Raw genomic sequence first — 25,102 nt, forward strand, 5'->3', positions numbered from 1 at the left:
CCCATGGCCGACACGACCCGCCCCCTGCTCAAGACCGCCATCATCTATGATTTCGATGGCACCCTGGCGCGGGGTAACATGCAGGAGGTCAGCTTCATCCCCTCGATCGGGATGACGCCGGCCCAGTTCTGGAACGAGACTGTCCGTCCACGGACCATCGCCTCCGACGGCGACGGCATCCTGATGTACATGCAGATGATGCTGCAGACGGCGCGCGAGCAGGGCTCGCCCGTCACGCGCCAGACGCTGCAGGATCACGGTCGCGACGTGGCCCTGTTCGAGGGTCTGCGGGACCGCAGCTGGTTCGACCGCATGAACGAGTTCGGCGCCCAGTACGGCCTGGAGATCGAGCACTACATCATATCGGCGGGCCTCGAGGAGATGATCCAGGGCTGCCCCATCGCCGGGGCCTTCACCCACGTCTTCGCCTCGAAATACGCCTATGACGATAACGAAGTGGCGGTCTGGCCGGCGGTCGGCGTCAACTACACCACCAAGACCCAGTACCTGTTCCGCATCAACAAGGGCGTGCACAACCACTGGGACGACGAGCGCATCAACCGCTTCATCCCCGACGAGGAACGCCCCATCCCCTTCGACCGGATGATCTTCCTCGGCGACGGCGACACCGACGTGCCGACCATGAAGATGATGCACACCAAGGGCGGCTTCTCCATCGCCGTCTACGACCCCGACAACACCCCGCGTGACCATAACAAGATCCACCGCCTGATCTCGGAAGACCGGGTCAACTTCGTCGCCGAGGGCGACTATCGCGAAGGCACGCCGGTTGACCTCATCGTCAAGGGCCTGATCGGCCGCATCGCCGTCAACTACGGCCGGATGCCAGCGGACTGATCGTCCGGTCGCGGGCGAGATCAAACGTCACATCCGTCCGTACCCCGCCCGCCAGCATATGGCGGGTGATGCGCTCGAAGGCCTGAATGAAGACGGCCAGTTCGGCCCGGCGCGCGGGCGGCAGGTCGGTGGGGGGGAGGCCCAGCAGTCCCGCCTCCTGCTCGCAGCGCCAGTCCAGAACGGCGTCGAACGACGGCGCCTTCAGGAACAGGACGGCGTCAAAGCGAGCGAAGGTCTCGGCATAGGGACCGGCCAGTTCAGCGTTGATCGCGCGTCGCCACGCCCCCTGCCCGTCCCGCTCGCGCTCCAGGGCGTTGATAGGCGCCGCCAGCGCGACATCAGCCTGCGCCGTCGCGCCCAAGCACCAACCATCAACCAGAACCGCCGTCGGGCGGCCCGCAAACATCGGCCATTCCGCTTTGGGGCAGCGATCATCGGCCAGCTTGTCGAAGGTTGGAAGGGCCGTGCGGTCAGCGGTCCCAGCGGCGCGCAGGGCGGCGACGGTGGCCTCCAGCAGCCCCAGGTCATGCGTGCCGGGCGGGCCGCGCACGGCGAACAGGGGATGGACCGCCCTGCCCTTGGCCTCGCGCTCGGCTTTCGTCAGATAGACGTCGTCCAGCGACAGATGCGCCGCGCCTAGACGCTCGGCGGCCAACCGGGCCAGCGTGGTCTTGCCCGACCCCTGCGCCCCCGCAATCCCGATCAGCGGGATATGGTCCGGCCTAGCATGGGCGGCGATCAAGGCCCCGACCGCGTCCAGCAGTCGGGCGTCGATCATCTTAGTGCTGGCTTTGCGGCAGGCGCACGATCAGGCCGTCCAGGTCGTCGCTGACGCGGATCTGGCAGGACAGGCGGCTGTTCGACTCGACGTTCTCGGCGAAGTCGAGCATCGACTCCTCCATGGCCGAGGGGCGGCCGGTCTCGGCGGCGAAATTCTCGTCCACATAGACGTGGCAGGTGGCGCAGGCGCAGGCGCCGCCGCAATCGGCGTCGATGCCCGGCACATTGTTGCGGATCGCGCCTTCCATGACGGAAAGGCCGTTCTTGACCTCGACCGTGTGCTCGGTCCCGTCGTGCTCGATGTAGGTGATCTTGGCCATGCAGGCGTCTTAGCCCAGGCCGCGCGGGAGGCAAGCCCCAGCGTGGGACGGCCATGAAAAACCCCCGGAGCCTGACGGCGCCGGGGGCTGTTCGGATCGAAAGGCCTGAAGGCTTAGGCCGCCGCGCGCTTGCGGCTCGGCGCGACCATCAGCTTCTTGGTCTCGGCGATCGCCTTGGCCGGGTTCAGCCCCTTGGGGCAGACCTGGGCGCAGTTCATGATCGTGTGGCAGCGATACAGCTTGAAGGGGTCTTCGAGGTCGTCGAGGCGCTTCTGGGTGGCGTCGTCGCGGCTGTCCGAGATCCAGCGGAACGACTGCAGCAGGGCCGCCGGGCCGAGGTATTCTTCCTGGTTCCACCAATAGCTGGGGCAGGAAGTCGAGCAGCAGGCGCACAGGATGCACTCGTACAGGCCGTCCAGCTTCTCGCGGTCGGCGGGCGACTGCAGGCGCTCCTTCTCCGGGTCGGGCGTATCCGATTGGAGGTAGGGCTGGATCGAGTCGTACTGGGCGTAGAACAGGCTCAGGTCCGTCACCAGGTCCTTGACCACCGGCTGGTGGGGCAGGGGGGAGATGGTGATGTTGTGCGAGGAGCACTCGTCCCAGCCCTTGGTGCAGGCCAGGGTGTTGCGGCCGTCGATGTTCATCGAGCACGAGCCGCAGATGCCTTCACGGCACGAGCGACGGAACGACAGGGTCGGGTCGATCTCGTTCTTGATGTGGATCAGGGCGTCCAGAAGCATGGGGCCGTGATCGTCGGTCGAGACCTCGTAGCTGTCCCAGCGCGGATCGGAATCCGTTTCCGGGTCATAGCGATAGACCTTGTAGGTCTTGACGTTCTTGGCGCCGGCCGGGGCCTTGTGGACCTTGCCGGTCGTGGGCTTGGAGCCGCGCGGGAGGGTGAGTTGAACCATCTGTCTGCTCTCCCTTAGTAGACCCGAGCCTTGGGCTCGATGTAGGCGACTTCGTCGGTCATCGTGTACTTGTGCACCGGACGGTAATCGATCTGGACGCCTTCGCCCGGACGTTTCCAGGCCAGGGTGTGCTTCATCCAGTTGACGTCGTCGCGGTCCGGATAGTCCTCGCGAGCGTGGGCGCCGCGCGATTCCGTGCGGTTGGCCGCGCCTTCGATGGTGACGAGGGCCTGGGCGATCAGGTTGTCGTACTCCAGCGTCTCCATCAGATCCGTATTCCAGATCAGGCCGCGATCGGTCGTCTTGATGTCAGCGCCGGCGGCGTCGATCGAGCGCAACTTCTGCACGCCTTCGTCCAGGGTCTTGCCGGTGCGGAAGACGGCGGCGTCCGACTGCATGGCGCGCTGCATTTCGAGGCGCAGCTTGGCGGTCGGGGTCGAGCCCGAGGCGTTGCGGAAGCGGTCCAGGCGCGCCAGGTGGGCGTCGGTCTGGGCCTTGGAGGCCGAGGGCACGGCCGAGTTCTTGTCCACGACCTCGCCGCAGCGCAGGCCGACGGCGCGGCCGAACACCACCAGGTCGGTCAGCGAGTTGGAGCCCAGGCGGTTGGCGCCGTGCACCGAGACGCAGGCGGCCTCACCCACGGCCATCAGGCCCGGAACCACGCTGTCGGGGTTACCGTCGCGCAGCGTCAGCACCTCGCCGTGATAGTTGGTCGGGATGCCGCCCATGTTGTAGTGGACGGTCGGCAGGACCGGGATCGGCTCCTTGGTCACGTCGACGCCGGCGAAGATCTTGGCCGATTCCGAAATGCCCGGCAGGCGCGCGTGCAGGATCTTGGGATCCAGGTGGTCCAGGTGCAGGAAGATGTGGTCCTTGTTCGGGCCCACGCCGCGGCCTTCGCGGATTTCGATGGTCATGGAGCGGCTGACCATGTCGCGCGGAGCCAGGTCCTTCACGGTCGGCGCATAGCGCTCCATGAAGCGCTCACCTTCCGAGTTGGTCAGATAGCCGCCTTCACCGCGGGCGCCTTCGGTGATGAGGCAGCCGGCGCCATAGATGCCGGTCGGGTGGAACTGCACGAACTCCATGTCCTGCAGCGGCAGGCCGGCGCGCAGCACCATGGCGTTGCCGTCGCCGGTGCAGGTGTGGGCCGAGGTGGCCGAGAAGTAGGCGCGGCCGTAACCGCCGGTCGCCAGCACCACCATCTTGGCGCGGAACTGGTGCATCTGGCCGGTGTCGAGCTGCAGGGCCGTCACGCCGGTGCAGGCGCCGTCCTGCATGATCAGGTCCAGGGCGAAGTATTCGACGAAGAACTTCACTTCGCGGCGGACCGACTGGCCGTACAGGGTGTGCAGGATGGCGTGACCGGTGCGGTCGGCGGCGGCGCAGGTGCGCTGCACCGGGCCTTCGCCGAAGTTGCGGGTCATGCCGCCGAAGGCGCGCTGGTAGATCTTGCCTTCCTCGGTACGCGAGAAAGGCACGCCCCAGTGTTCCAGCTCGTAGACGGCCTTGGGCGCGTTACGGACCAGGTATTCGATGGCGTCCTGGTCGCCCAGCCAGTCCGACCCCTTGACGGTGTCGTACATGTGCCACTGCCAGCTGTCCTCGCCCATGTTGCCCAGCGAGGCCGAGATACCGCCCTGGGCGGCCACGGTGTGCGAGCGCGTGGGGAAGACCTTGGTGACGCAGGCGACCTTCAGGCCCTGCTGAGCGGCGCCGAGCGCCGCGCGCAGGCCGGAACCGCCCGCGCCGACGACGACGACGTCGTATTCGTGATCGATAAGCTCGTAAGCAGCCATGACGGGATCAGACTCCGGCGGGCAGCGGGGCGGAGCCCATCGCCACACGCACGATGAAGAAGATGCTGGCGGCGGCCAGCACGAGGAAGACGAGGTTCGACAGGTTGATCAGGGTCGTCCGGGCCGAGGGCGTCGGGGCGTAGTCCTCGATGATCACCTTCCAGGCCAGGCTGGCGAACAGGAAGAAGACGATGGCCGTCAGGCCCAGCAAGCCCGCGTTCAGGGCGTTGCCGAACCAGGCGAGCACGGCCTCATAGCCGGCGCCCGCCAGGGTGAAGCCCGACGACAGGACCCACAGACCCAGGGGCATCAGGGCCAGGAGGGCCAGCTTCTCGATCTTCCATTCACCGGCGCCGTGGCGCTCGGAGATCTTCACATGGTTCTTGAACTTGGGGGCGGCGCTCACAGCGAAACCTTTCCGGCGGCGAACAGGACGACCCAGAACAGCACGGTCAGGACCAGGGGGCCCCAGACGGCGATGTTGGCCATCAGATTGGCGGACTTGATGTCGAGACCCTTGCCGGCGTCATTGATCAGGTGGCGGGCGCCGTTCAGCAGGAAGGAGAAGACCACCAGCGACAGACCGAACCAGATGAAGAGGCCGAAGGGCGAGGCCGAGCAGGCCGCGATCTTGGCGTAGGCTTCGGGACCAGCCGCGACCGCCGCGACCCAGGCCAGCAGCAGGACGGCGCCGACCGTGGCCGCGCCGATGGTGACGCGGAACAGGATGGAGGCCGTCATGGTCACGTGCCACCGCCAGACGTCGGTGAAGGGCGACATCGGCGCGACGTGGCCGTTGGGATGACGGACGTAGCGGCCAGTGGGGTCGCCCGCACCCTGGGGAAGGTTCGACATGCGAATGGTTCTCAAAAAACCTGTGGAAAAACAGGTCCGGTTGCAGTGCGATAGGCTTTAGTGACCGCAAAGGCCGGGTGTCAACGAACCGGGCCGGATAAGCGGCGCTGATCGCAATTTCCTGATCAGGCTCCGCGAATCGCTCGCAACAAGAGCTCGCGATCGGCTTCGAAAAGACGCCTCGCTCCCGGACGGCCCCAGATCGGGTCGGGCCACAGACCGTCGTCGCGGCGGCGCCCCACAACATGGATGTGAAGCTGGCGGGTGACATTGCCCAGGGCCGCCGTGTTCAGCTTGTCGATGGGGCGGCCTGCCGCCAGACCCAGGGCGCGCACCACCGCTCCGGCCCGCACCACCTCTTCCATCAGGGCCGCGCGCTGCGGCGGCGTCAGATCGTCCAACTCGACCGCTCCGTCCACGCGGGGCAACAGGATCAGCCAGGGAAAGCGGGCGTCGTCCTGCAGCCGGATCTGGCACAGGGGCCAGTCGACGGCGAAGACGGACCCGGCTTCGAAGGCGGCGTCAGCTTTGAATTCAGTCATGTCAGATGCTCGTCCTCGAACCAGCGCAGGCGATAGGCGTTCATCGCCGTCGTCGCCAGCCGCGTCGTCAGCCGCCAGTTGACCACGGCCCCCACCGGAGCGCCGATGACAGGGATCAGTTGAGCCAGCTTGGCCAGGTCGATGTAGTCGCGATACTCCAGCTGGAACTTGCGCCAGTCGAAGTCCTGGATGCGGTCGGGCTGGTGCAGGCCGCGTCCCGCCGCCTCCAGCGCGGACAGGGCCTCGGGTCGATGCCGGGCGCTGGAAAAGGCCATCTGGAAGATGCGCAGCAGATAGAGCCGCTCGGGAAGGCTCTTGCCTGAGTGGCCGTAAAGGGCGCCGATCTCGGCCAGCAGCTTGACCTTGATGGCCAGCAGCGCCGGGAAGTCCGCCGCCGCCAGCAGGAAGCCGCCGGCGCCCGCCACTCCGCCCTCGGCGCTGGCCGTGGTGCGATAGAGGTCGATGCGGGTGCGGATCAGGTCTTCGCGCGCCCTCAGGTCGCCGTGCAGCAGCGGCTTGGCCGTGGTCCATTCGGCCCCGGCCATGATGCCCCGCGTCGTCAGTTCGACGCCGGAGGTGACGATCTGATGCACCCGCTCGGGGATCAGACGGTTGATGCGGTCCTGGGTCGCGCGGGTGGTCATGTCCCACAGGCCGGGGCCGCGCAGTTGACGTTCACGCCAGGCTTCAGCTTCCCCCAGGGCGCGGGCTTCATATTGTCGGTCGTCTTCCGTGGCGGTCATCATGCCCCTCTGGATGCGGCGACCCTCGCAGGGGCCGACCAAAGGCGCAACGCCCGGCGCTTGCTCCCGCTCCCTTGCGGGTCTAGACCGCCCGCCATCGAGTACCGTTTCGCACACGCAACATCGACTGGAGAGACCTGTATGGCTCGCGCGAAGATCGCCCTCATCGGCGCCGGAATGATCGGCGGAACCCTGGCCCACGTGGCTGCGCGCGAAGCGCTGGGCGACGTCATCCTGTTCGACATCGCCGAAGGCACGCCGCAAGGCAAAGCCCTCGACATCGCCGAGGCCTCGGCCGTCTTCGGTCAGGATGTGGCCCTGAAGGGCGCCAACGACTACGCCGACATCGCGGGCGCCGACGTCTGCATCGTCACCGCCGGCGTGCCGCGTAAGCCGGGCATGAGCCGCGACGACCTGATCGGCATCAACCTGAAGGTCATGAAGGCCGTCGGCGAGGGCATCAAGCAGCACGCCCCCAACGCCTTCGTCATCTGCATCACCAACCCGCTCGACGCCATGGTCTGGGCCCTGCAGAAGTTCTCGGGCCTGCCCAAGGAGAAGGTCGTCGGCATGGCCGGCGTGCTCGACTCCGCACGATTTGCGTACTTCCTGGCTGAAAAGACCGGCGTCTCGGTGCAGGACATCCACGCCTGGACCCTGGGCGGTCACGGCGACGACATGGTGCCTATGGTGCGCCACTCGACCGTGGGCGGCCTGCCGCTGCCGGACGCCGTCGCCGCTGGCTTCCTGTCGCAAGCCGACCTGGACGCCATCGTCGAGCGCACCCGCAAGGGCGGCGGCGAGATCGTGGCCCTGTTGAAGACCGGCTCGGCCTTCTACGCCCCGGCTGAATCCGCCATCGCCATGGCCAAGTCCTACCTGCTGGACCAGAAGCGCGTCCTGCCCTGCGCCGTCTGGCTGTCGGGCGAGTACGGCCTGTCCGACCTCTACGTCGGCGTCCCGGCCCTGATCGGCGCCGCCGGCGTCGAGAAGATCGTCGAGTTCACCACCAACGACGACGAGAAGGCCATGTTCGCCAAGTCGGTCGAGTCGGTGAACGGCCTGATCCAGGCCTGCAAGGACATTGAACCCTCGCTGGCTTAAGGCCAGGGAAGAGGCGCTATCGCTCGGCTCGCGGAGCCTCGCTGCTTGAGCGCTTAAGCGTCTGGAATTGGAAAGGGCCGCACCTTCGGGAGCGGCCCTTTTTCATTGGCGAAGAGTGGCGTGTCAGGCGTGAACCGCCGCTTCCTCCGCCTCGTCGTCATCGCCCCTCTGTTCCAGCCACGAGGCGCTGCGCATCTCGTTCAGGCGCGACACCGTGCGCTCGAACTCGAAGGCGCCGACGCCCTCGGCGTAGAGGCTTTCCGGCTCGGCCTCGGCCAGGACCACGAGCCGCGTCCTGGCCTCATAGAGGGCGTCGATCAGCGTCACCAGGCGGCGCGCCTCGTGGTGGTTGGCCGGGCTCAGGGTCGGCACGTCGGACAGGAAGAGGGTGTGGAAGCGCCGGGCGATCGCCAGATAGTCCTGCGGTCCGAGTGGCGCGCCGCACAACTCGTTGAAGGTGGCGCGCGCCATGGCGCCGACCGTGCGCTGGACCCGGACCTGACGGCCGAGCACCGGCAGGGCCACCGGCTCCTCGGGCTCGCCGCCTTTCAGGTCCGACCACAGGGTCTCGAAGCCGTCGCGCGCCGCATCATCCAGCGGCGAGAACCAGACTTTGGCCCCGGCCATGCGATCCAGACGGAAGTCGCGCGCCCCCGCCGTCTCCACCACCTCGCAGCGCTGGCGCAGGATGTCGATGAAGGGCAGGAAGAGCTGCCGGTTGATGCCGTTCTTGTAGAGGTCCTCCGGCGCACGGTTCGAGGTGACAGCCAGAACCACCCGCTTTTCGAACAGGGCCTCGAACAGCCGGCCCAGGATCATGGCGTCGGCGATGTCGGTGACCTGCAGTTCGTCAAAGCACAGCAGCCGGGCTTCGGACGCGATCAGGGCCGCGATCGGAGGAATGGGGTCGTCGCCCTTGGCTGTGCCGAAGACTGCCTTGCGGGCGCGACTGTCGCCGTCGCGCCACTGCTTCACCAGGTCGTGGATGCGGGCCATGAAGGCGTGGAAGTGGGCGCGCACCTTCTTCTGCTCGGGCGTGGCCGAGTAGAAGAGGTCCATCAGCATGGACTTGCCGCGTCCCGGCGGCCCCCAGATGTAGATGCCTTTCACCTCGGGCGGACGGCCGAACAGGCCCTTCTTCGACAGGTCCGCCTCCAGCCGTTCCAGCGCGGCCAGCAGCTCCAGCTGCTGCGGGTCGGGGGCGATGACGCCCTCTTCGACGCGGATGTCGTAGGCGTTGCGGATGCGAGAAGTCATGGTCAGCGGCATAGCCCCAAGGGGCGGATCAGGGAAGGTGGAGCGGTTTCATGCCTTCTGACGCAGGAATTTGGTGAAAACCGGTTGCTTCGCGCCTGCGAAAGACCCAAATGCAGAACCGCTTTTCTCCCCAGCGCCCCTTCTAAGGATATTCTGATCATGGGCTATCGCGTCGCCGTCGTTGGCGCCACCGGCAATGTCGGTCGCGAAATGATAAACATCATCGAGGAACTGAACTTCCCCGTCGACAAGATGCACGCGATCGCCTCACGAAAATCCAAGGGCGTCGAGGTCGCCTTCGGCGACAAGACGCTGAAGTGCGAGGACCTGGAGCAGTTCGACTTCTCGACCGTCGACGTCGTTCTGATGAGCGCCGGCGGCTCGGTGTCCAAGGAATGGTCGGAAAAGATCGGCAAGGCCGGTCCCATCGTCATCGACAACTCCTCGGCCTTCCGCATGGACCCGGACGTGCCGCTGATCGTGCCGGAGGTGAACCCCGACGCGGTCAAGCTGGCGCGCAAGAAGAACATCGTCGCCAACCCCAACTGCTCGACCGCCCAGCTGGTCGTGGCGCTGAAGCCCCTGCATGACGCGGCCAAGGCCAAGCGCGTGGTGGTCTCGACCTACCAATCCGTGTCGGGCGCGGGCAAGGAAGGCATGGACGAGCTGTGGAACCAGACCAAGGCCATCTACGGCCTGGGCGACGCCACGCCCAAGAAGTTCCCCAAGCAGATCGCCTTCAACGTCATCCCCTACATCGGCTCCTTCCGCGACGACGGCTACACCGACGAGGAAGCCAAGATGTGGGACGAGACCCACAAGATGATCGACCCCTCGATCAAGCTGACCGTGACCTGCGTGCGCGTGCCGGTCTTCGTCGGTCACTCGGAGTCCGTGACGGTCGAGTTCGATCGCCCGATCGAGCCGGACGAGGCCCGCGAAATCCTGCGCGAGGCCCCGGGCGTCCTGGTCATCGATAAGCTGGAGCACGACGGCTACATCACGCCCGTCGACGCCGCCGGTGAGCATGCCGTCTATGTGTCGCGCATCCGCAAGGATCCGACCGTCGAGAACGGCCTGTCGTTCTGGGTCGTGTCCGACAACCTGCGCAAGGGTGCGGCCCTGAACGCCGTCCAGATCGCCCAGCTGCTGGACGAAACCGGCGTCATCACTCCGTCCAGCGGCTACCGCAGCCTGACTGTTTAAGTAGGGGCCCTAACGCCCCGCACGCGGTGCGGGGCTGCTTGAGGGCCTTTGTGTTCCTTCTGAAACCTCCGTCGTGCCTTGGCGCGGCGGAGGCCGAAAGGTCCGCCCTGTGACCGCGTCCCCCTCCCCGAACTCGTCCGAAGCCCGCGCCGCCCTGATGGCGGGGGTGGGCTGCTACCTGCTCTGGGGTTTCATCCCCCTGGTCTTCCAGCAGATGGCGCATCAGGGCGCCGACGCCTGGGAGATCATGGGCCACCGCGCCGTCTGGGGCGTGCTGTGGGCTCTGCTGCTGGTGCTGATCGCGCGTCAGTGGAGCCAGGTGGTCGCCGTCTTCCGTCAGCCCAAGGTCCTGGGCTGGCTGGCCCTGTCGGCGGTGCTGATCGCCACCAACTGGACCACCTATGTCGTGGCGGTGAACAACGGGCGGACGTTGGACGCCTCGCTCGGCTACTATCTCAATCCTCTGCTCAACATGGCCGCCGGAGCCTGGCTGTTCCGGGAGCGGATCGACCGCTTCGGCGCCGCCGCCATCGGCCTGGCCGCGATCGGCGTGGTGCTGCAGACCCTGGCGCTGGGCCACGCCCCTTGGGTGTCGCTGCTGCTGGCCTTCAGCTTCGCGGCCTACGGCATCATCAGGAAGCGCGTCTCGGTCGAGGCCCAGACCGGCCTCTTCATGGAGTGCCTGCTGCTGGCCGCGCCCGGTTTGGCCTGGGTAATCTATATTCAGGCGACGGGGCAGGGGCATTTCACCGCCTCGCCCGCGGCCACCTTCTGGCTGCTGTTCGCCGGTCCGGCGACCGTCATTCCGCTGGCTCTGTTCGCCTGGGCCGCGCGGCGCATGCCCCTGTCCAGCATGGGGTTCCTGCAATTCCTGGCCCCGACCATCGTCTTCTTCATCGGGGCCATGCAGGGCGAGGCTCTGGGGGCCCTGCGCATCGCTTCCTTCGCCTTCATCTGGCTGGGGGCCGCCGTCTTCGCCATCGGGGCGGTGCTCAAGGTGCGCCGGGCCAGCCGCACGGCCGAGACCATCGTCGCGCCTGAACCTGGTCTTCTGGACGATCCCGCCGAGGACCGCATGGCGGCGCTGGACGAGGAAGCGCGCCCTTCGCGTTGAGCTTTGACGCCGTTCCGTCCTACAAGGAATGATGACCCGCGCTCGCTGCCTCGCCGCTCTCGCCCTGTCCATCGCTCTGACGTCCGGTTCGACCGCGTGCGCTCAAGCCGGCGCCCAGGTCGTCGCCGTTTCGGGCGCTGACGAAGTGATCCGCACGGCCCGCTCCGAGGCGCCGGCCGCGTCGATTGCAGTCACGCCCCCTGTGTCCGTACCGACCACGGCCGAGACTTTTGACGCCATCAGCAATGCCCTGGACGCCGCCGCCGAGGCCTGGTCTTCGGGCGACGTCGAGGCGGTCATGGCCACCTATGTCTCTGACGAACCTTTGCTGGTCTTCCTGGGCGACACGCCGCTGAAGGGGCCGGACAGCGTGCGCGCCGCGCTGCAAGCTCGCGCCGCCCAGCCCGGCGGCCTGGGCCAGATGACCTATGAGTGGTTTGAGACCCTGCAGTTCGACGTCAACACCACGGTGGTTTCGGGCCGGGTGGTCATGCGTCGTGAAGGCAAGACCGATCGCGGCCTGTTCACCCGCGTCCTGCGCCGCACCGAAGACGGCTGGCGCATTGTTCATGACCAGCTGGCCTGGGGCCCGAACGCCTGAGCGACGTCTAGAGAGCCGCGTAGAGGGGCTTGATCAGGCGCAGGGCGCGCGGATCGCCGATCAGGTGCGGCGACTGACGCGTCATGACATAGGCGGCCGAGATTCCCGTCGCCGGATCGGCGAAGGCCATGGACCCACCCCAGCCGCAGTGGCCGACGGCCTCGGGATTGGGTCCAAAGATGTTCAAGCCAGCGTTGCGGGTGAAGCCCGCCGCCCAGCTCATGACATAGGGCAAGACCTTGTCCTGGCCGTGGATGCGCTCGCGCGCGGCCTCGGCCAGGGTCCGTTCCGACAGGACGGGCAGATCGTCCAGGGCGCCGCCCGTGGCGACGATCGACATCATCCGCGCCAGGTCCTTCGCCGTGCCATGCAGGTTGGCCGAGGGGATCTCGGCCATGCGCCACTCGGTCGAGCCGCGCCCGCCGGGCGCCGAGCCGCGGTCGAGGAAGGCGGCCTTCTTGATCGCATCGATCGGGCCGAGATCGGGCGCGGCGGCGGGCTTCCTGAGCTGGGCCACGCGTCCATGCTCGCTCTCGGGCAGACCGATCCACAGGTCGAGGTCAAAGGGCTGGGCGAAGTCTTCGCGCAGGGCCGTTCCCATGCTGCGCCCGTCGACGATGCGGAACAGTTCGCCTGCCAGATAGCCGATGGTGATGGGGTGGTATCCTGACGCCGTGCCGGGTTCCCACAGCGGCGTCTGGGCCGCCAGCCGGTCCAGCACCGCCTGACGGTCGAACCAGATGGCCGGCTCGACCCCGTCGGAAAAGCCCGGCAGGCCCGACTGGTGGCTCATCAGCTGGCCGACGGTCAGCTGGTCCTTGCCCGCCGCGCCAAAGGCCGGCCAGTGGTCGGCGACCCGGTCCTCATAGGACAGCAGACCCTTGTCCACGCAGCGCGCGATCATCAGGGCCATGACCGCCTTACCGGTCGAGAAGACCGGAACCAGCGTCTCCTCGGTAAAGGGCTGGTTCCCCGCCAGATCCGCCGACCCAGCCCATAGATCGACCGCGACCTCGCCGTCGATGGTCACGCTGAACCGCGCCGCCAGCTCGTTCAGCCCTTCGGGCGCATCGGTGAAGTTGGCGGCGAAGGCGTCCTTCACCGCATTGAAACGGGCGGGGCAGAGGCCGTGGATCTCGGGCGCTTGGGTCATGGCGGCGGTCTAGCGCGTCAGGCGCTTCAGGTCACGGTTTGCGCGCCGCCGCCGAGGCGTTCCGCGCCGCCTCGAATTCGTCGCCCGGCTTCCACGCGGGCCAGTCGCGCGAATTGGCCAGGGCGGATCCGACTTCATAGAGCAGTTGAACATCGGCGGCGGCGGCGTCCGTCTTCCATTCCGGAGTCCATTCGTCCGTAGGCTGATGATAGCGGTTGGCCACATAGTCGCGGCTGGCGGCGTTATGGCCGGTGAAACCGGCGGCGGCGAACAGGGCGGGCACGCCCTTCCTCGCCAGCGGGAAGTGGTCCGAGCGATAGAAGGCGCCAGCCTGGGGCGCAGGATCGGGGATCAGGCGGCGGCCTTCGCGCCCGGCGAAGACAGCCAGCCGATCGTCCAGATCGTTCTTGCCCGCGCCGATGACGACGATGTTCGGGTCGATCTCGGTCCCCGGCAGCAGGCTGTCCATATTGATGTTGGCGACCGTGGTCTCCAGCGGCCAGACGGGATTGGCGGCGTAGTATTCGGCCCCCAGCAGCCCCGTCTCCTCGGCGGCCCAGCTGACGAAGACGGTCGAGCGTTCCGGGCGCGGCCCCTCGGCGAACAGGCGGGCCAGCTCCAGCACGGCCGCCACGCCGGTCGCATTGTCCACGGCGCCGTTATAGATGTCGTCGCCGTTCTTGGGCGTGGCGCGGCCATAGGCGTCCCAGTGGGCCCCGAACATGACCGTCTCGTCGGGATGGGTCGCGCCCGGCAGGCGGGCCAGGATGTTGCTGGTCTGCACCCGGTCCGCCTTCTGGCCGAAGTCGATGGACATGGTGACGCCGTCCAGCGCCACAGGGCGGAATTCCGGCGTGCGCGCCTGTGCCTTCAGCGCCGCGAAGTCGAGGCCGGCGTCCTGGAACAGCTTCTCGGCGATCGCGCCCTGGATCCAGCCTTGTGCGGCCACGCGCTCCTTGTCGGGATCGACGCGGACGATGTCGAACTTGGGCGCGGTCGAGGAGTTTTGCAGCGTCGACCACGGATAGCCGGCCCCCGCCGTGTCGTGGATGACCAGGACGCCCGCCGCCCCGTGGGCCGCCGCGACCTGGAACTTGTAGGTCCAGCGACCGTAGAAGGTCATGGCCTGACCGCCGAACTGACCCGCGACCGGATGGCCCTGAGGCGCGCCGAAGTCGGGGTCGTTGACCAGGACCAGCATGATCTTGCCGGTCAGATCGACTCCCTTGTAGTCATCCCAGCCGCGCTCGGGCGCGTCCACGCCATAGCCGACGAAGACCAGGGGCGCGTCCTTGAGCGAGATATGGTCGACCGGCCGGTCGGAGGAGACGATGACGTCCGTGGCGCGCTGCAGGGCCGTGGTCTGGCCGTTTGCGGTCACGCTGATAGCCGCCGGGCCGTCCTGGCTGGTGCGGCTGACCTGGGCCACCTGCACCCAGGACCCGTCGGGACCGCCGGGCTCCAGTCCGAGCGCCTGAAACTGCTGCGTCAGCCATTCGATGGTGCGGTCCTCGCCGCGCGTGACCGGGGCGCGGCCCTCGAATTCGTCCGAAGCCAGAACGCGGGTCGCCTCGCTGAGCCGCAGGGGATCGACACGACCGAGCGGCGCGGTCTGAGCCAGGGCCGAGGTCGAGGTCATCAGGATGGCGATCAGGCCGAAGGCGGCGGAACGGGACAGCGACATGAAGCGCACTCGAACGACTTGAGAAGGCGGACACGCTGCCCCCTCGCGTCCTGCCTGTCGACCCCCGGCCTTGGTCGATCAGCGCGCTTGCAGCCAGTTCGCTGCGCCCTTGGCGGCCACGACCCCCGAGGCGAACGAGGCCTGCAGCAGATAACCTCCGGTCGGCGCCTCCCAGTCCAGGATCTCGCCCGCCACAAAGACGCCGGGACGCGCCTTGAGCATCAGGTGCTCATCCACGGCGTTCAGCACGACGCCCCCGGCCGAGGAGATGGCCCGGCTCAGGCCCTGAACTCCCGTGAGGGCCAGGCTCACGCCCTTGATGCGCGCCGCCAGCGGGCCAGGTTCGGTCGGAAGCGGACCGCCTTCGTGCAACAGGGCGATCGCGATCGGGTCCAGATGCGCGGTCTTTCTCAGCCAGTTGGACAGACTGTCCTTGCCGCGCGGCTTCAGCAGCTTCTGCGTCAGGGCCGGGCGGCTGATGTCGGGGCGCAAGTCCAGCGTTAGTTCAGCCTTGCCCTCGCGCTCAATGGCGTCGCGCAGGTCCGCCGACAGGGCGTAGATCGCTCCGCCTTCGATGCCATAGGCGGCGATCATGGCCTCGCCCCGCACGGTGCGCCCGGCATGGGTCAGGGCCACGCCCTTGACCGGCCGACCGGCGAAGCGCTCGCGCAGCAGGGGCGACCAGGCGACGTCAAAGCCGACGTTGGACGGGCGGAACGGCGCCACGGCGACGCCGGCTTCTTCCAGTCCCGGAACCCAGGCGGCGTCGGAGCCCAGCTTGGCCCAGCTCGACCCGCCGAGCGCCAGCACCACGGCCTCGGGCCGTTCCAGCGTCTCGCCCTCGGGGGTGTCGAAACTCAGCGCGCCGTCGGTCCAGCCGGTCCAGCGCGAACGGGTGCGGATCTCGACGCCCAGCCCCTCCAGCCGCGCCAGCCAGGCCCGCAGCAGGGGCGAGGCCTTCATCGCCTTGGGGAAGACCCGGCCCGAGGAGCCGACAAAGGTTTCCTGTCCCAATCCCTCGACCCAGGCGGTCAGGTCGGCGGGCGAGAAGGCGTCGAGCCAGCCGCTGATGCGGTCGCGCGCCGGGCCATAGCGGTCGAGGAAGGGCTCCAGCGGCTCCGAATGGGTCAGGTTCAACCCGCCGCGCCCAGCCATCAGGAATTTGCGCGCGACCGAGGGCATCCGCTCATGCACGGTGACGCGCAGACCCGCCTGGGCCAGGCGTTCGGCGGCCATAAGTCCGGCGGGGCCGGCGCCGATCACGGCGACAGTCGGGGATATGGAGGAAGGCGCATCGGTCATCAGACCTTCCTAGACCGGAACGTCTGCGAACGGCATACGCTCTGTCCCTATGAGCGTCGCCTTCACCCGAGAAGAAGATCTGGAAGCCACGGCCGCCGACCTGGTGGACCGCCCGATCTCGCCCCACCCCAACCACGTCACGCCCGAGGGGCTGGCGATGATCGAGGCCGAGCTGGCGGCGGCGCGGGCGGCCTACACCAAGGCGCAGACCGAAGGTTCGATCGAGGCCGACCGCACGGCGATGGCTCGGGCCACGCGGGACCTGCGCTACTGGTCCGCGCGACGGGCCTCGGCCCAGTTGCTGGAGACCACGCTGGACGGCCGGGTGCGTTTCGGCGGCTCCGTGACCATCGAGCGTGAGGACGGACGGACCCAGACCTGGCGCATCGTCGGCGAGGACGAGGCGGACCCGGCCAAGGGCTCGGTCAGCCACGTCTCACCCCTGGCCCGCGCCCTGATGGGCAAGCGCGAGGGGGATGAGGCGACGGTCGCGGGCCAGTCGGTCGAGATCGTCGCTGTCGACTGAGGGCGTGGCGGGCTAGAAACCGCCCGTCCCCTTCTCTTTCGCGACCGGCTGGAAGTCGCGCACGAAGCGTTCCAGCAGGCGCACGCTGAAGCCCGCCGAGCCGGCCGGCTTGACGTCATTGGCGCCGCCGAAGGCCATGTTGGCGATGTCCAGATGCGCCCAGGGCGTCTCCGGACGGGCGAAATAGCCGATGAAGTGGGCGCCCGTGCCCGCGCCCGCGCCGCCCTCGCCCGAGTTCTTGATGTCGGCGATGGTCGAGCCGGTCGCGCCGACATAGGAGGGATGCAGCGGCAGGCGCCACAGGCGCTCGCCGGTGGCGTCGCCCGCCGTCTTCAACTGGTCTGCCAGGGCGTCGTGGCGGCTGAACAGGCCCGCGTAGTCGTTGCCGAGAGCCCCGCCGACCGAGCCGGTCAGGGTGGCCACGTCGACGATGGCGGCGGGGTCCAGTCGGGTGTCGGCCCAGACCACGGCGTCGGCCAGGACCAGACGACCCTCGGCGTCGGTCGAGATGATCTCGATGGTGCGGCCGTTCATGGCGGTCAGGACGTCGCCGGGACGGATGGCGTTTCCGTCGGGCATGTTTTCGGCAAGCGCGGCGACAGCGGCCACATCGACCGGGGCGCCCGCCTTGGCCAGAGCCAGGACGGCCCCGACGACGCTGGCGGCGCCGGACATGTCCATCTTCATATTGCCCATATTGGCGCCCGGCTTGATCGAGATGCCGCCGGAATCGAAGGTGATGCCCTTGCCCAGCAGGGCGACCGGACCGGCGTCAGGCGCGCCCTGTCCCTTGTAGCGCACGACCAGCAGGCGCGGGGGACGCGGCGAACCCTGTCCGACGCCGAGCAGCGAACCCATGCCGAGGCGCTGCATGGCGGGCACGTCCAGAACTTCGATCTCGACGCCGGGGATGCCGGCGAAGGCGGTGCGGGCGCGTTCGACGAAGCTCTCGGGGTAGATGACGTTGGCGGGCTCATTGGAGATGTCGCGGGTCCAGGCCATGGCCTCGACCAGAGCCGAGCCACGGCGCCAGGCGGCCTGGGCGCCAGACGCGTCGTCGGCGACGAGGGTGATCCCGCCCGGCGCGGCGACGTCGCGGCCGGTGGTGCGGTGCAGGTCGGAGCGATATTGGCCGAGGCCGAGGCCGGTCGCCAGTTCGGCGACACTGTCGGCGGACAGGCCAGCGGTCAGGACGGTCATCTCAGCAGGCTGGGCGATCAGGACGCGGCCGGCGACGATGCCGGCGGTCTGAACCTCGGCGGCCTTGGCGTCCGTCGGCAGACCGAGGATCAGGATGCGGTCCCAGCCGCCGACACCGTGCAGGCTCAGGGTTTGCCGGGCCTTGTAGTCGAAGCGGGCGGCGCTCAGAGCCGCGGCGACGGCCTCGCGCACGGCGGGGCTCAGGGACGCGCCGCGCGCGGCTAGGTCAGCCTCGGCGCCGAGCGGCAGGATCAGGGCGCCCGAGGGCTGGCCGGGCGCGGCGGCGAAGGTGACGGCGCGCTGCGCGGCGGGGGTTGCGCGGGGCGTCAGGGACGCCGGTGCTTCCACAGCCGTGGCGCGACGCGATTGCGCGTCTGCGGGCAGGGCGACGCTCAGGCTGACGGCGACCAGAGCAGCTGCGGCGGCGAAGGTCGGAATGGTCTTGGTGCGGCGCATCGGTCGGAGCCCCCTCGATGTCGATGAAGGGGCCTTTATGGCCAAGGTCGCCGGCGCGGCGCAAACCGTTCCGGCGACGGAGCGACCGACCGCGACGCCGTGTCGCGGCGCGTCAGCAGGCGGCGCGGCGAGGGCGCAGGGGCGGCGCGGGCGCGGTGACGGGCTTGCTCGCGGCGGGCGCGGCCGGCTTGCGGGCGTCCAGCAGGGCGCCGATCCAGCCCCACGCGGGTTCCTTATGGGTGCGGTGAATGTCTTCCATCGATCGTCCTCCTTTCGTGAGGCCTGAATATGCTGTTGACGCCGGGCGTTCACAAACGAGACGATAGGGTTCATGCATAAGGCTTGCTTATGACTGACATCCTGTCCCGCATTCCCGTCGACGCCTTGCGGGTGTTCGAGACCGCCGCGCGCCTGCTCAGCTTCACCCGCGCCGCCGAGGCCCTGGGCATGAGCCAGGCGGCGGTCAGCTGGCGCATTCGCGATCTGGAACAGCGGCTGGACCGCGCCCTGTTCGTGCGCGGAACGCGGCAGGTGTCGCTGACGCCCGAGGGCGAGCGGCTGGCCACGGCGGCGATTGAGGCCATGACCCTGTTGCGGCGCGCGGTGGCGGATGTGGTCGAGGCCGATCAGGGGGTGCTGGCCATCACCACGCTTCAGACCCTGGCGACCCAGTGGCTGGCGACGCGGCTGGGGGCCTTCCAGCTGGCTAACCCCGACCTGGCGGTGCGGGTGGACACCAGCCCGACCCTGTCCATGCTGGGCGCCGACGGGCTGGACGTGGCCCTGCGTTTCGGTTCGGGCCAGTGGCCGGGGCTGGAGAGCCGCTTCCTGATGCCCGCTGTCTTCACCCCCCTGTGCACCCCCGCCATGCGCGACCGGCTGGACCTGCAGACCCCTGCCGATCTGAAGCGCGCCCATCTTGTCGGCGAGCCGAATGAATGGGCCGCCTGGTTCGCCGCCGCCGCGGTCGCGCCCGCCGATACGGCCCCGCCGCCGCGCCTGACCGCCGACAATCAGGCCATGGAGGTGGCGGCGGCCCTGGGCGATCAGGGCGTGGCCCTGGGCTCGCCCATCCTCTATGCGCGCGAGATCGAACGCGGCCTGCTGGTCCGGCCCTTTGATCAGACCGTCGCCTTGGCCGAGGGCTACTGGATCTGCTACCCGCCCGCCCGCCGTCTGACCCCCAAGATCGCCCGCTTCCGCGACTGGCTGCTGGACACGGCGCGGTCCGATCCGGCGGTGGTCGAAGGCGCAAGGCTGGCGGGCCGGCAAGTGGGGGAGACGGGGACGTAACCTTTTCTTCCTCCCCTCTATGGGGAGGGTGGCTGAGGCCGTTAGGCCGAAGCCGGGTGGGGGCGAATCGGCTGGGCAGGCGCCGCGTTCCGTATTGCCTGGTCCTCCCCACCCGGTCTCCGCTTCGCTTCGACCACCCCTCCGCATGAAGGGGAGGGAGAGGGGCGCTGTCTGGCATAGAAAAAGGGCGGGACCTTGCGATCCCGCCCTTCTGTCGTCTTAGCGTGAGGTAGTTTGGACTTAGAAGTCCATCCCGCCCATGCCGCCCATGCCGCCCATGTCGGGGGCGCCGGCGCCGCCCTTCTTGGGAGCGTCAGCGATAGCGGCTTCCGTCGTGATCATGATGCCGGCGACCGAGGCGGCCGACTTCAGAGCCGAACGGACGACCTTGGCCGGGTCGATCACGCCCATCTGGACGAGGTCGCCGTACTCTTCGGTCTGGGCGTTGAAGCCGAACGTGGCGTCGGTCGAATCCATGACCTTGCCGACCACGATCGAGCCTTCGACGCCCGAGTTTTCCGAGATCTGACGGATCGGAGCCTGCAGGGCGCGACGGACGATGGCGATGCCGGCGTTCTGATCGGCGTTGGAGCCCTTCAGATCGACCAGCTTCTTGGAGGCTTGCAGCAGGGCCACGCCGCCGCCCGGGACGATGCCTTCATCGGCAGCGGCGCGGGTCGCGTTGAGGGCGTCGTCGACGCGGTCCTTCTTTTCCTTCACTTCGACTTCGGTCGAACCGCCGACGCGCAGGACGGCGACGCCGCCGGCCAGCTTGGCCAGACGCTCTTGCAGTTTTTCCTTGTCGTAGTCCGAAGTGGTGTCCTCGATCTGACGCTTGATCTGCGAGACGCGGGCTTCGATGCCGTCCTTCTCGCCGGCGCCTTCGACGATGGTGGTGTCGTCCTTGGTGATCTGGACCTTCTTGGCCTTGCCGAGCATGTCGAGCGTGACGGTCTCAAGCTTGATGCCCAGGTCTTCCGAGATGACCTGGCCGCCCGTCAGGATGGCGATGTCTTCCAGCATGGCCTTGCGGCGGTCGCCGAAGCCCGGAGCCTTGACGGCGGCGACGCGCAGGCCGCCGCGCAGCTTGTTGACCACCAGGGTGGCCAGGGCTTCGCCTTCGATGTCCTCGGCGATGATCAGCAGGGGACGGCCCGACTGAACCACGGCTTCCAGCACCGGCAGCATGGGCTGCAGCGAGGTCAGCTTCTTCTCGTGGAGCAGGATGAGGGGCTCTTCGAGGGCGACCTCCATCTTGTCGGCGTTGGTGATGAAGTAGGGCGACAGGTAGCCGCGGTCGAACTGCATGCCTTCGACGATGTCGACGGTGGTTTCGGCGGTCTTGGCTTCTTCGACCGTGATGACGCCTTCGTTGCCGACCTTGGCCATGGCCTGGGCGATCAGCGCGCCGATTTCTTCATCGCCGTTGGCCGAGATGGTGCCGACCTGGGCGATTTCGGAGTTGTTGGCGACGGGCTTGGAGATCGACTTGACCTCGTCCAGGGCCACGGCGACGGCCTGGTCGATGCCGCGCTTCAGGTCCATCGGGTTCATGCCGGCGGCGACGGCCTTCAGGCCCTCTTGCACGATGGCCTGAGCCAGGACGGTGGCGGTGGTGGTGCCGTCGCCCGCGTTGTCGTTCGCCTTGGAGGCGACTTCGCGGATCATCTGGGCGCCCATGTTCTCGAAGGCGTCTTCCAGCTCGATTTCCTTGGCGACCGAGACGCCGTCCTTGGTCGAGCGCGGGGCGCCGAAGGACTTCTGGATCACGACGTTGCGGCCCTTCGGACCCAGGGTCACCTTGACGGCGTCAGCCAGGACGTTGACGCCCTTCAGCATCTTGTCGCGGGCGTCGGTGTTGAACTTTACGATTTTAGCGGCCATGCGGGCAGCTCCTATCTAGATGTTTTTACGAGAGAAACCGGAAACCGGAGCGTGTCTTACGACAGCACGCCCAGGACGTCGGATTCCTTCATGATGATCAGGTCTTCGCCGTCGATCTTCACTTCCGTGCCCGACCACTTGCCGAACAGGATGCGGTCGCCGGCCTTCAGTTCCAGAGCGACGTGCTTGCCGTCTTCGTCACGGACGCCGGGGCCCACGGCGACGACTTCGCCTTCCTGGGGCTTTTCCTTGGCCGTGTCAGGGATGATGATCCCGCCCTTGGTCTTGGATTCCTCTTCCACGCGCTTGACCAGCACGCGATCGCCGAGCGGACGAAACGCCATCGGACTTCTCCCTCTTAAACCCCCGAAGCGGGGCGTTCTGAAATGGTGGGCGGCCCTCTCGTGGCCGCCGCTTTGGCAGCCGGCCGGCGAGAGTGCTAACGCATCGGGCAAGTAGGAGGGCCGCTTCGGGGCGTCAAGGCGAGGAGGGAGAATCAGGGACGGATTTTGGCCTGTTGACTCCAAGAACTTTAAATTACAAAGTTCATTGTCTTCGTGAAGTCCGAGGGCCGCATCGGCTCCGGGCGCGAAGGGAGGAGAGAGACATGCAAAAGGTTCAAAAGGCGGCCCTGGCCGCGACCCTGTCGTCCTTCGTGCTGATGGGGGCCGGTTCAGCCCTGGCCGGAGATGTTGTGATCACCGTGACCGGCGTCCAGGCGCGCGGCGGCGATCTTCTGGTCGGCCTGCAGACCTCGGCCCAGTTCCTGAAGCAGGCGGGCGATCACGGCGAAATCATCAAGGCGCCCACGGCCGGGACCCGGGTCGTGACTCTGAAGGACGTGCCGCCCGGCGACTATTCCGTCTCGGTCCTGCATGACATGAACGGCGACCAGCAGATGGCCCTGGCCAACGGCATGCCCGCCGAGGGCTGGGCCATGTTCCGCGGCGAGACCCTGAGGGCCGCCCCGACCTTTGATCAGGTCAAGTTCACCGTGCCGGCGAGCGGCGACGCTCAGGTGAGCGTGGCCATGCAGTACCCGGCCGGACGTTGAGCGGGACAGCGCCAGATGACTTGAATATGAACGGGACCCCTTGGGGTCGTTCAGCGGGGGCTCCCTAAAAAGGGGACAACGGATCAACCGGCTTTCGAAAGGAGCCCCGCCATGAAGACCATTTCCAAGATCGGCGTCGGCGCTGTTGCTCTGACCATGCTGGCTGTCACCCCTGCCGCCGCCCAGAACTATCGTGATCGTGACCGCGACAACACCGGCCGGGACGCTGTGCTCGGGGCTGTTGTCGGCGGCGTGGCCGGCGCCCTGATCGGTCAGGGCGACGGACGCTATATCGCCGGCGGCGCCCTGGCCGGCGCGGCCCTGGGCGCCGTGGCCTCGGACAACGACCGCGACAACTGCGATTATTACCGTGGCGGCCGCTGCTACCGGAACCAGGGCCACTGGGAACGCGAACACGGCATCAATAGCCGCGACGGCTATTACAATGGCCGTTACCAGGGTCGCGACAATGATCGGGGCTACTACCGCGACGGCCGCTATTGGCGGAACCACGGCGAGTGGCGCAGCCATCAGAACCGTCGCGATCGCGACTACCGCTACGATCGCCGCTGGTAGGTTCCGGCGCTCGATGATTGAAGGCCCGGCGGTGACGCCGGGCCTTTTTCATGGGCGATCAACGAACGCCGATGGTCAGGCTGTAGTTGGCGTGCTCGTCGCGACGGGCGGCGTTGCGCATCAGATAGACCCGCACGACGTAGTCGCCGCTGGACGGCAGGCGACCGCTGAACCGATCGCCCGAGGTCGAGCCGACGAACAGGGCCTCGTCCGCGCCCTGTTTGGTGACGTTGAAATAGGCCGAGGCGTTGGTGGGTTGCAGCCGCACGTTCAGCGTCTGGCCGCCGCGTGCGGCCAGCACATAGTCGACGGTGTCATAGCCGTGGATATTGCCGTGCAGGGTGGCCGAGGAGGCGCCGCGCGCGAACTGGACCCTTTCGGTGCGGCTGTGGTCCTGAGCGGTCGCCGGCAGGGCCACGGCCATCAGGGCCGCGAGGAGAAGGGGCTTGAACATGGGGAGGTTCCTGATTGAGGCCGTGAAACGGGAACGCTGCTGTAGAGGTTCCGTCCCCTAGTCGAAACTGTCGTGCGAGCGTTGCGCCGGGGGCAGAAGTCGGCCCATGACGGTGACGAAGAAGGCGATCGACCAGCCCAGAAGGATGGCGCCGTTGACCCCCTCGATGGCGCCCAACAGTTTCCAGTCCGGCGTGATCGAGGCGTCGCCATAGCCGATGGAGCCATAGCTGATGGTCGAGAAATAGACGGCTTCGCGCAGATCGGGGACCGCGCCCAGCAGGTGGAACAGCAGGGCGTAGAGCCAGATCTCGACGCCATGAAGGAAGAAGAGGCCCAGCACCAGGCTGATGGTCAGCCAGGCGCCGCGACGGGACAGGGGGTTGAGCCGGATCGCCCCTCCCGCTCTGGCGTCGCTGGCGGCGACGATGCGACCCAGCGTCAACAGGCCCATGGCGTGGACCCCGACCGTGATCAGGACCATGAGGGTCGCGACCAGCAGTTCCACAATCATGTCCATGGGGCGTCCCGCTGCAAAGGTGTCGGGCGATGCTGGGGGCGGCGCCTGCGACCGTCAACCGCGCCCGGTGCGCGATTGAAGAACGGCGTCTGTTGAGCCATGCTGATCGTCTGTCTGTGCTTGCGTCGATTTCATCTCCCCTCGATCCGCAGAGAAGACTCATGTCTCCGTTCAAGATACCCGTCGCCGCAATGGCCGGCGTCGCCCTGCTGGGGGCCTCGGTTCCCGCAGCCGCCCAGACGCCGTCCGATCTGCGTGACCTGGTCGGCGCTCGCGCCGGACAGGCCGAGGGCGAGGTGCAGAACCGCGGCTATGTCTTTGTCCGCACTCAGGAGGGCGGAAACAGCAAGTGGAGCTATTGGCGGCGCGGCGGCGATTGCGTCCAGATCACCACTACGGACGGCCGCTACGCCGCCATCGACCGGATGGATAGGAATCTCTGCGACGGCGGCGGTTCGCACGACAACGGAAGCAATGCGGCGGCTGCTGTTCTGGCCGGGGCGGCGGTGATCGGTCTGGCGGCGGCCTTGGCCCACCACAACCGCAACCATGACGACCGCGACGAGCGGCATGATGACGACTATTCGCGCGGCTATCAGGACGCCCTCTATGGCGCGACCTATGACCGCAACGACAGCGAGGCCTATCACGACGGCTATCTGGCGGGGGAGTCCGAACGCAGCAACCGCCGCGCCTCCAATACCGACCACGTGCGCCGCGCGCCCTGGGCGGCGCAGCAGGCCTGTTCGGCCCGCGCCGACGACTTCCAGAACCGGCCGCGCGGCAGTTCGGCGCCGATCAGCGTGCGCGAGGAAGGCGGCGACTGGCGGATGGTGATGGGGACGGGTCCCTATCGCTCGGTCTGTGTGGTCAGCGACGACGGGCGGGTGCGCGGCATCGACCCCTATTGA

Annotated in this window: 28 protein-coding genes; 10 read left to right on the plus strand and 18 right to left on the minus strand. The window is 67.7% G+C overall.

Annotation, left to right across the window (positions count from 1 at the left end; all coding sequences use genetic code 11):
* Positions 1-3 precede the first annotated feature (3 nt).
* Complete coding sequence (locus IFE19_RS16860; protein WP_207824348.1) at positions 4-858, plus strand: HAD family hydrolase; 855 nt, start codon at positions 4-6, stop codon at positions 856-858.
* Here the strand turns inward: IFE19_RS16860 and IFE19_RS16865 are convergent.
* The 8 genes from IFE19_RS16865 to IFE19_RS16900 form a co-directional block, all read right to left on the minus strand.
* A complete protein-coding gene (locus IFE19_RS16865; protein WP_207824349.1) occupies positions 830-1,636 on the minus strand; it encodes a kinase in 807 nt (268 codons plus the stop codon). The two genes, IFE19_RS16860 and IFE19_RS16865, sit on opposite strands and share 29 nt — an antisense overlap.
* A 1-nt stretch (position 1,637) precedes the next feature.
* Positions 1,638-1,958 carry a 2Fe-2S iron-sulfur cluster-binding protein gene (locus IFE19_RS16870; protein ID WP_207824350.1) on the minus strand — a complete coding sequence of 107 codons (321 nt, stop codon included), beginning with the start codon at positions 1,956-1,958 and terminating at the stop codon, positions 1,638-1,640.
* A gap of 113 nt (positions 1,959-2,071) precedes the next feature.
* Positions 2,072-2,869 (minus strand): succinate dehydrogenase iron-sulfur subunit, encoded by a 798-nt coding sequence (locus tag IFE19_RS16875; protein ID WP_207824351.1) that lies wholly within the window; start codon positions 2,867-2,869, stop codon positions 2,072-2,074.
* Between the two features lie 14 nt (positions 2,870-2,883).
* Positions 2,884-4,668: a succinate dehydrogenase flavoprotein subunit gene (gene sdhA, locus IFE19_RS16880; RefSeq protein WP_207824352.1), complete on the minus strand. Its 1,785-nt coding sequence runs from the start codon at positions 4,666-4,668 to the stop codon at positions 2,884-2,886.
* Between the two features lie 7 nt (positions 4,669-4,675).
* A complete protein-coding gene (locus IFE19_RS16885) occupies positions 4,676-5,074 on the minus strand; it encodes a succinate dehydrogenase, hydrophobic membrane anchor protein (RefSeq protein ID WP_207824353.1) in 399 nt (132 codons plus the stop codon).
* A complete protein-coding gene (gene sdhC / locus IFE19_RS16890; RefSeq protein WP_225910321.1) occupies positions 5,071-5,523 on the minus strand; it encodes a succinate dehydrogenase, cytochrome b556 subunit in 453 nt (150 codons plus the stop codon). The genes IFE19_RS16885 and sdhC overlap by 4 nt, the downstream gene beginning before the upstream one ends.
* 125 nt (positions 5,524-5,648) lie before the next feature.
* Complete coding sequence (locus tag IFE19_RS16895; protein ID WP_207824355.1) at positions 5,649-6,065, minus strand: HIT domain-containing protein; 417 nt, start codon at positions 6,063-6,065, stop codon at positions 5,649-5,651.
* Complete coding sequence (locus IFE19_RS16900; RefSeq protein WP_207824356.1) at positions 6,062-6,808, minus strand: EcsC family protein; 747 nt, start codon at positions 6,806-6,808, stop codon at positions 6,062-6,064. The genes IFE19_RS16895 and IFE19_RS16900 overlap by 4 nt, the downstream gene beginning before the upstream one ends.
* Before the next feature lie 141 nt (positions 6,809-6,949).
* Here IFE19_RS16900 and mdh point away from each other — a divergent pair, with 141 nt between their 5' ends.
* Positions 6,950-7,912, plus strand: coding sequence for a malate dehydrogenase (gene mdh / locus IFE19_RS16905; RefSeq protein WP_114817180.1), 963 nt, complete (start codon positions 6,950-6,952; stop codon positions 7,910-7,912).
* Positions 7,913-8,035: 123 nt separating this feature from the next.
* Here the strand turns inward: mdh and zapE are convergent, their stop codons facing one another.
* Complete coding sequence (gene zapE / locus IFE19_RS16910; RefSeq protein ID WP_207824358.1) at positions 8,036-9,169, minus strand: cell division protein ZapE; 1,134 nt, start codon at positions 9,167-9,169, stop codon at positions 8,036-8,038.
* A 159-nt stretch (positions 9,170-9,328) separates the two neighbouring features.
* Between zapE and IFE19_RS16915 the strand changes: the two genes are divergently transcribed.
* From IFE19_RS16915 to IFE19_RS16925, 3 genes are all read left to right on the plus strand, one after another.
* Positions 9,329-10,375, plus strand: a complete 1,047-nt coding sequence (locus IFE19_RS16915) for an aspartate-semialdehyde dehydrogenase (RefSeq protein WP_207824363.1) — start codon at positions 9,329-9,331, stop codon at positions 10,373-10,375.
* Positions 10,376-10,484: 109 nt separating this feature from the next.
* Complete coding sequence (rarD, locus tag IFE19_RS16920) at positions 10,485-11,489, plus strand: EamA family transporter RarD (protein WP_225910322.1); 1,005 nt, start codon at positions 10,485-10,487, stop codon at positions 11,487-11,489.
* Positions 11,490-11,520: 31 nt separating this feature from the next.
* A complete protein-coding gene (locus IFE19_RS16925) occupies positions 11,521-12,090 on the plus strand; it encodes a YybH family protein (protein WP_207824364.1) in 570 nt (189 codons plus the stop codon).
* 7 nt (positions 12,091-12,097) lie between these two features.
* Here the strand turns inward: IFE19_RS16925 and IFE19_RS16930 are convergent, their stop codons facing one another.
* From IFE19_RS16930 to IFE19_RS16940, 3 genes are all read right to left on the minus strand, one after another.
* Positions 12,098-13,243: a serine hydrolase domain-containing protein gene (locus IFE19_RS16930; RefSeq protein WP_207824365.1), complete on the minus strand. Its 1,146-nt coding sequence runs from the start codon at positions 13,241-13,243 to the stop codon at positions 12,098-12,100.
* A 31-nt stretch (positions 13,244-13,274) separates the two neighbouring features.
* Entirely contained in the window at positions 13,275-14,927 is a 1,653-nt protein-coding gene (locus IFE19_RS16935) for a M28 family peptidase (protein ID WP_207824366.1), read from the minus strand.
* Between the two features lie 78 nt (positions 14,928-15,005).
* A complete protein-coding gene (locus IFE19_RS16940; protein WP_207824367.1) occupies positions 15,006-16,229 on the minus strand; it encodes a TIGR03862 family flavoprotein in 1,224 nt (407 codons plus the stop codon).
* A gap of 49 nt (positions 16,230-16,278) precedes the next feature.
* Between IFE19_RS16940 and greA the strand changes: the two genes are divergently transcribed.
* Complete coding sequence (greA, locus tag IFE19_RS16945) at positions 16,279-16,755, plus strand: transcription elongation factor GreA (RefSeq protein ID WP_207824369.1); 477 nt, start codon at positions 16,279-16,281, stop codon at positions 16,753-16,755.
* 12 nt (positions 16,756-16,767) lie between these two features.
* Here greA and IFE19_RS16950 read toward each other — a convergent pair whose 3' ends face one another.
* Together IFE19_RS16950 and IFE19_RS16955 are read right to left on the minus strand one after the other, a co-directional pair.
* Positions 16,768-18,411 carry a leucyl aminopeptidase gene (locus IFE19_RS16950; RefSeq protein ID WP_207824376.1) on the minus strand — a complete coding sequence of 548 codons (1,644 nt, stop codon included), beginning with the start codon at positions 18,409-18,411 and terminating at the stop codon, positions 16,768-16,770.
* A gap of 112 nt (positions 18,412-18,523) precedes the next feature.
* On the minus strand, positions 18,524-18,670 hold the full coding sequence (locus tag IFE19_RS16955) for a hypothetical protein (protein WP_207824377.1): 147 nt from the start codon (positions 18,668-18,670) through the stop codon (positions 18,524-18,526).
* 89 nt (positions 18,671-18,759) lie between these two features.
* Here IFE19_RS16955 and IFE19_RS16960 point away from each other — a divergent pair, with 89 nt between their 5' ends.
* The gene (locus IFE19_RS16960; protein ID WP_207824378.1) at positions 18,760-19,704 is read left to right on the plus strand and encodes a LysR substrate-binding domain-containing protein; all 945 of its coding nucleotides are present in this window, start codon (positions 18,760-18,762) and stop codon (positions 19,702-19,704) included.
* 240 nt (positions 19,705-19,944) lie between these two features.
* Here IFE19_RS16960 and groL read toward each other — a convergent pair whose 3' ends face one another.
* Both groL and groES read right to left on the minus strand, forming a co-directional pair.
* Complete coding sequence (gene groL, locus IFE19_RS16965; RefSeq protein ID WP_207824379.1) at positions 19,945-21,588, minus strand: chaperonin GroEL; 1,644 nt, start codon at positions 21,586-21,588, stop codon at positions 19,945-19,947.
* A gap of 56 nt (positions 21,589-21,644) precedes the next feature.
* Entirely contained in the window at positions 21,645-21,932 is a 288-nt protein-coding gene (gene groES / locus IFE19_RS16970; RefSeq protein ID WP_003167913.1) for a co-chaperone GroES, read from the minus strand.
* A gap of 263 nt (positions 21,933-22,195) precedes the next feature.
* On the opposite strand from groES, the gene IFE19_RS16975 reads away from it, so the two are divergent.
* Together IFE19_RS16975 and IFE19_RS16980 are read left to right on the plus strand one after the other, a co-directional pair.
* The gene (locus IFE19_RS16975) at positions 22,196-22,642 is read left to right on the plus strand and encodes a DUF2141 domain-containing protein (protein WP_207824381.1); all 447 of its coding nucleotides are present in this window, start codon (positions 22,196-22,198) and stop codon (positions 22,640-22,642) included.
* Positions 22,643-22,753: 111 nt separating this feature from the next.
* Positions 22,754-23,218, plus strand: coding sequence for a hypothetical protein (locus tag IFE19_RS16980; RefSeq protein WP_207824383.1), 465 nt, complete (start codon positions 22,754-22,756; stop codon positions 23,216-23,218).
* 58 nt (positions 23,219-23,276) lie between these two features.
* Here the strand turns inward: IFE19_RS16980 and IFE19_RS16985 are convergent, their stop codons facing one another.
* Both IFE19_RS16985 and IFE19_RS16990 read right to left on the minus strand, forming a co-directional pair.
* On the minus strand, positions 23,277-23,672 hold the full coding sequence (locus IFE19_RS16985; RefSeq protein ID WP_207824385.1) for a hypothetical protein: 396 nt from the start codon (positions 23,670-23,672) through the stop codon (positions 23,277-23,279).
* A gap of 57 nt (positions 23,673-23,729) precedes the next feature.
* Positions 23,730-24,191, minus strand: a complete 462-nt coding sequence (locus tag IFE19_RS16990; RefSeq protein WP_225910323.1) for an ion channel — start codon at positions 24,189-24,191, stop codon at positions 23,730-23,732.
* Between the two features lie 161 nt (positions 24,192-24,352).
* On the opposite strand from IFE19_RS16990, the gene IFE19_RS16995 reads away from it, so the two are divergent.
* Entirely contained in the window at positions 24,353-25,102 is a 750-nt protein-coding gene (locus tag IFE19_RS16995; RefSeq protein ID WP_207824387.1) for a hypothetical protein, read from the plus strand.

It is taken from the genome of Brevundimonas pondensis (assembly GCF_017487345.1).
GTDB lineage: Bacteria > Pseudomonadota > Alphaproteobacteria > Caulobacterales > Caulobacteraceae > Brevundimonas > Brevundimonas pondensis.

Excerpts from the sequence above, each read along its gene's own strand:
- IFE19_RS16915 (WP_207824363.1), top strand. The coding sequence starts at position 9,329 with ATGGGCTATCGCGTCGCCGTCGTTGGCGCCACCGGCAATGTCGGTCGC.
- IFE19_RS16955 (WP_207824377.1), bottom strand. The coding sequence starts at position 18,670 with ATGGAAGACATTCACCGCACCCATAAGGAACCCGCGTGGGGCTGGATC.
- sdhA (WP_207824352.1), bottom strand. The coding sequence starts at position 4,668 with ATGGCTGCTTACGAGCTTATCGATCACGAATACGACGTCGTCGTCGTC.
- IFE19_RS16870 (WP_207824350.1), bottom strand. The coding sequence starts at position 1,958 with ATGGCCAAGATCACCTACATCGAGCACGACGGGACCGAGCACACGGTC.
- zapE (WP_207824358.1), bottom strand. The coding sequence starts at position 9,169 with ATGACTTCTCGCATCCGCAACGCCTACGACATCCGCGTCGAAGAGGGC.
- IFE19_RS16975 (WP_207824381.1), top strand. The coding sequence starts at position 22,196 with ATGCAAAAGGTTCAAAAGGCGGCCCTGGCCGCGACCCTGTCGTCCTTC.
- IFE19_RS16875 (WP_207824351.1), bottom strand. The coding sequence starts at position 2,869 with ATGGTTCAACTCACCCTCCCGCGCGGCTCCAAGCCCACGACCGGCAAG.
- IFE19_RS16860 (WP_207824348.1), top strand. The coding sequence starts at position 4 with ATGGCCGACACGACCCGCCCCCTGCTCAAGACCGCCATCATCTATGAT.
- IFE19_RS16930 (WP_207824365.1), bottom strand. The coding sequence starts at position 13,243 with ATGACCCAAGCGCCCGAGATCCACGGCCTCTGCCCCGCCCGTTTCAAT.
- groL (WP_207824379.1), bottom strand. The coding sequence starts at position 21,588 with ATGGCCGCTAAAATCGTAAAGTTCAACACCGACGCCCGCGACAAGATG.
- IFE19_RS16935 (WP_207824366.1), bottom strand. The coding sequence starts at position 14,927 with ATGTCGCTGTCCCGTTCCGCCGCCTTCGGCCTGATCGCCATCCTGATG.
- IFE19_RS16940 (WP_207824367.1), bottom strand. The coding sequence starts at position 16,229 with ATGACCGATGCGCCTTCCTCCATATCCCCGACTGTCGCCGTGATCGGC.
- IFE19_RS16925 (WP_207824364.1), top strand. The coding sequence starts at position 11,521 with ATGACCCGCGCTCGCTGCCTCGCCGCTCTCGCCCTGTCCATCGCTCTG.
- IFE19_RS16900 (WP_207824356.1), bottom strand. The coding sequence starts at position 6,808 with ATGACCGCCACGGAAGACGACCGACAATATGAAGCCCGCGCCCTGGGG.
- greA (WP_207824369.1), top strand. The coding sequence starts at position 16,279 with ATGAGCGTCGCCTTCACCCGAGAAGAAGATCTGGAAGCCACGGCCGCC.
- IFE19_RS16960 (WP_207824378.1), top strand. The coding sequence starts at position 18,760 with ATGACTGACATCCTGTCCCGCATTCCCGTCGACGCCTTGCGGGTGTTC.
- IFE19_RS16995 (WP_207824387.1), top strand. The coding sequence starts at position 24,353 with ATGTCTCCGTTCAAGATACCCGTCGCCGCAATGGCCGGCGTCGCCCTG.
- IFE19_RS16895 (WP_207824355.1), bottom strand. The coding sequence starts at position 6,065 with ATGACTGAATTCAAAGCTGACGCCGCCTTCGAAGCCGGGTCCGTCTTC.
- IFE19_RS16985 (WP_207824385.1), bottom strand. The coding sequence starts at position 23,672 with ATGTTCAAGCCCCTTCTCCTCGCGGCCCTGATGGCCGTGGCCCTGCCG.
- mdh (WP_114817180.1), top strand. The coding sequence starts at position 6,950 with ATGGCTCGCGCGAAGATCGCCCTCATCGGCGCCGGAATGATCGGCGGA.
- IFE19_RS16980 (WP_207824383.1), top strand. The coding sequence starts at position 22,754 with ATGAAGACCATTTCCAAGATCGGCGTCGGCGCTGTTGCTCTGACCATG.
- sdhC (WP_225910321.1), bottom strand. The coding sequence starts at position 5,523 with ATGTCGAACCTTCCCCAGGGTGCGGGCGACCCCACTGGCCGCTACGTC.
- groES (WP_003167913.1), bottom strand. The coding sequence starts at position 21,932 with ATGGCGTTTCGTCCGCTCGGCGATCGCGTGCTGGTCAAGCGCGTGGAA.
- IFE19_RS16950 (WP_207824376.1), bottom strand. The coding sequence starts at position 18,411 with ATGCGCCGCACCAAGACCATTCCGACCTTCGCCGCCGCAGCTGCTCTG.
- IFE19_RS16865 (WP_207824349.1), bottom strand. The coding sequence starts at position 1,636 with ATGATCGACGCCCGACTGCTGGACGCGGTCGGGGCCTTGATCGCCGCC.
- IFE19_RS16990 (WP_225910323.1), bottom strand. The coding sequence starts at position 24,191 with ATGGACATGATTGTGGAACTGCTGGTCGCGACCCTCATGGTCCTGATC.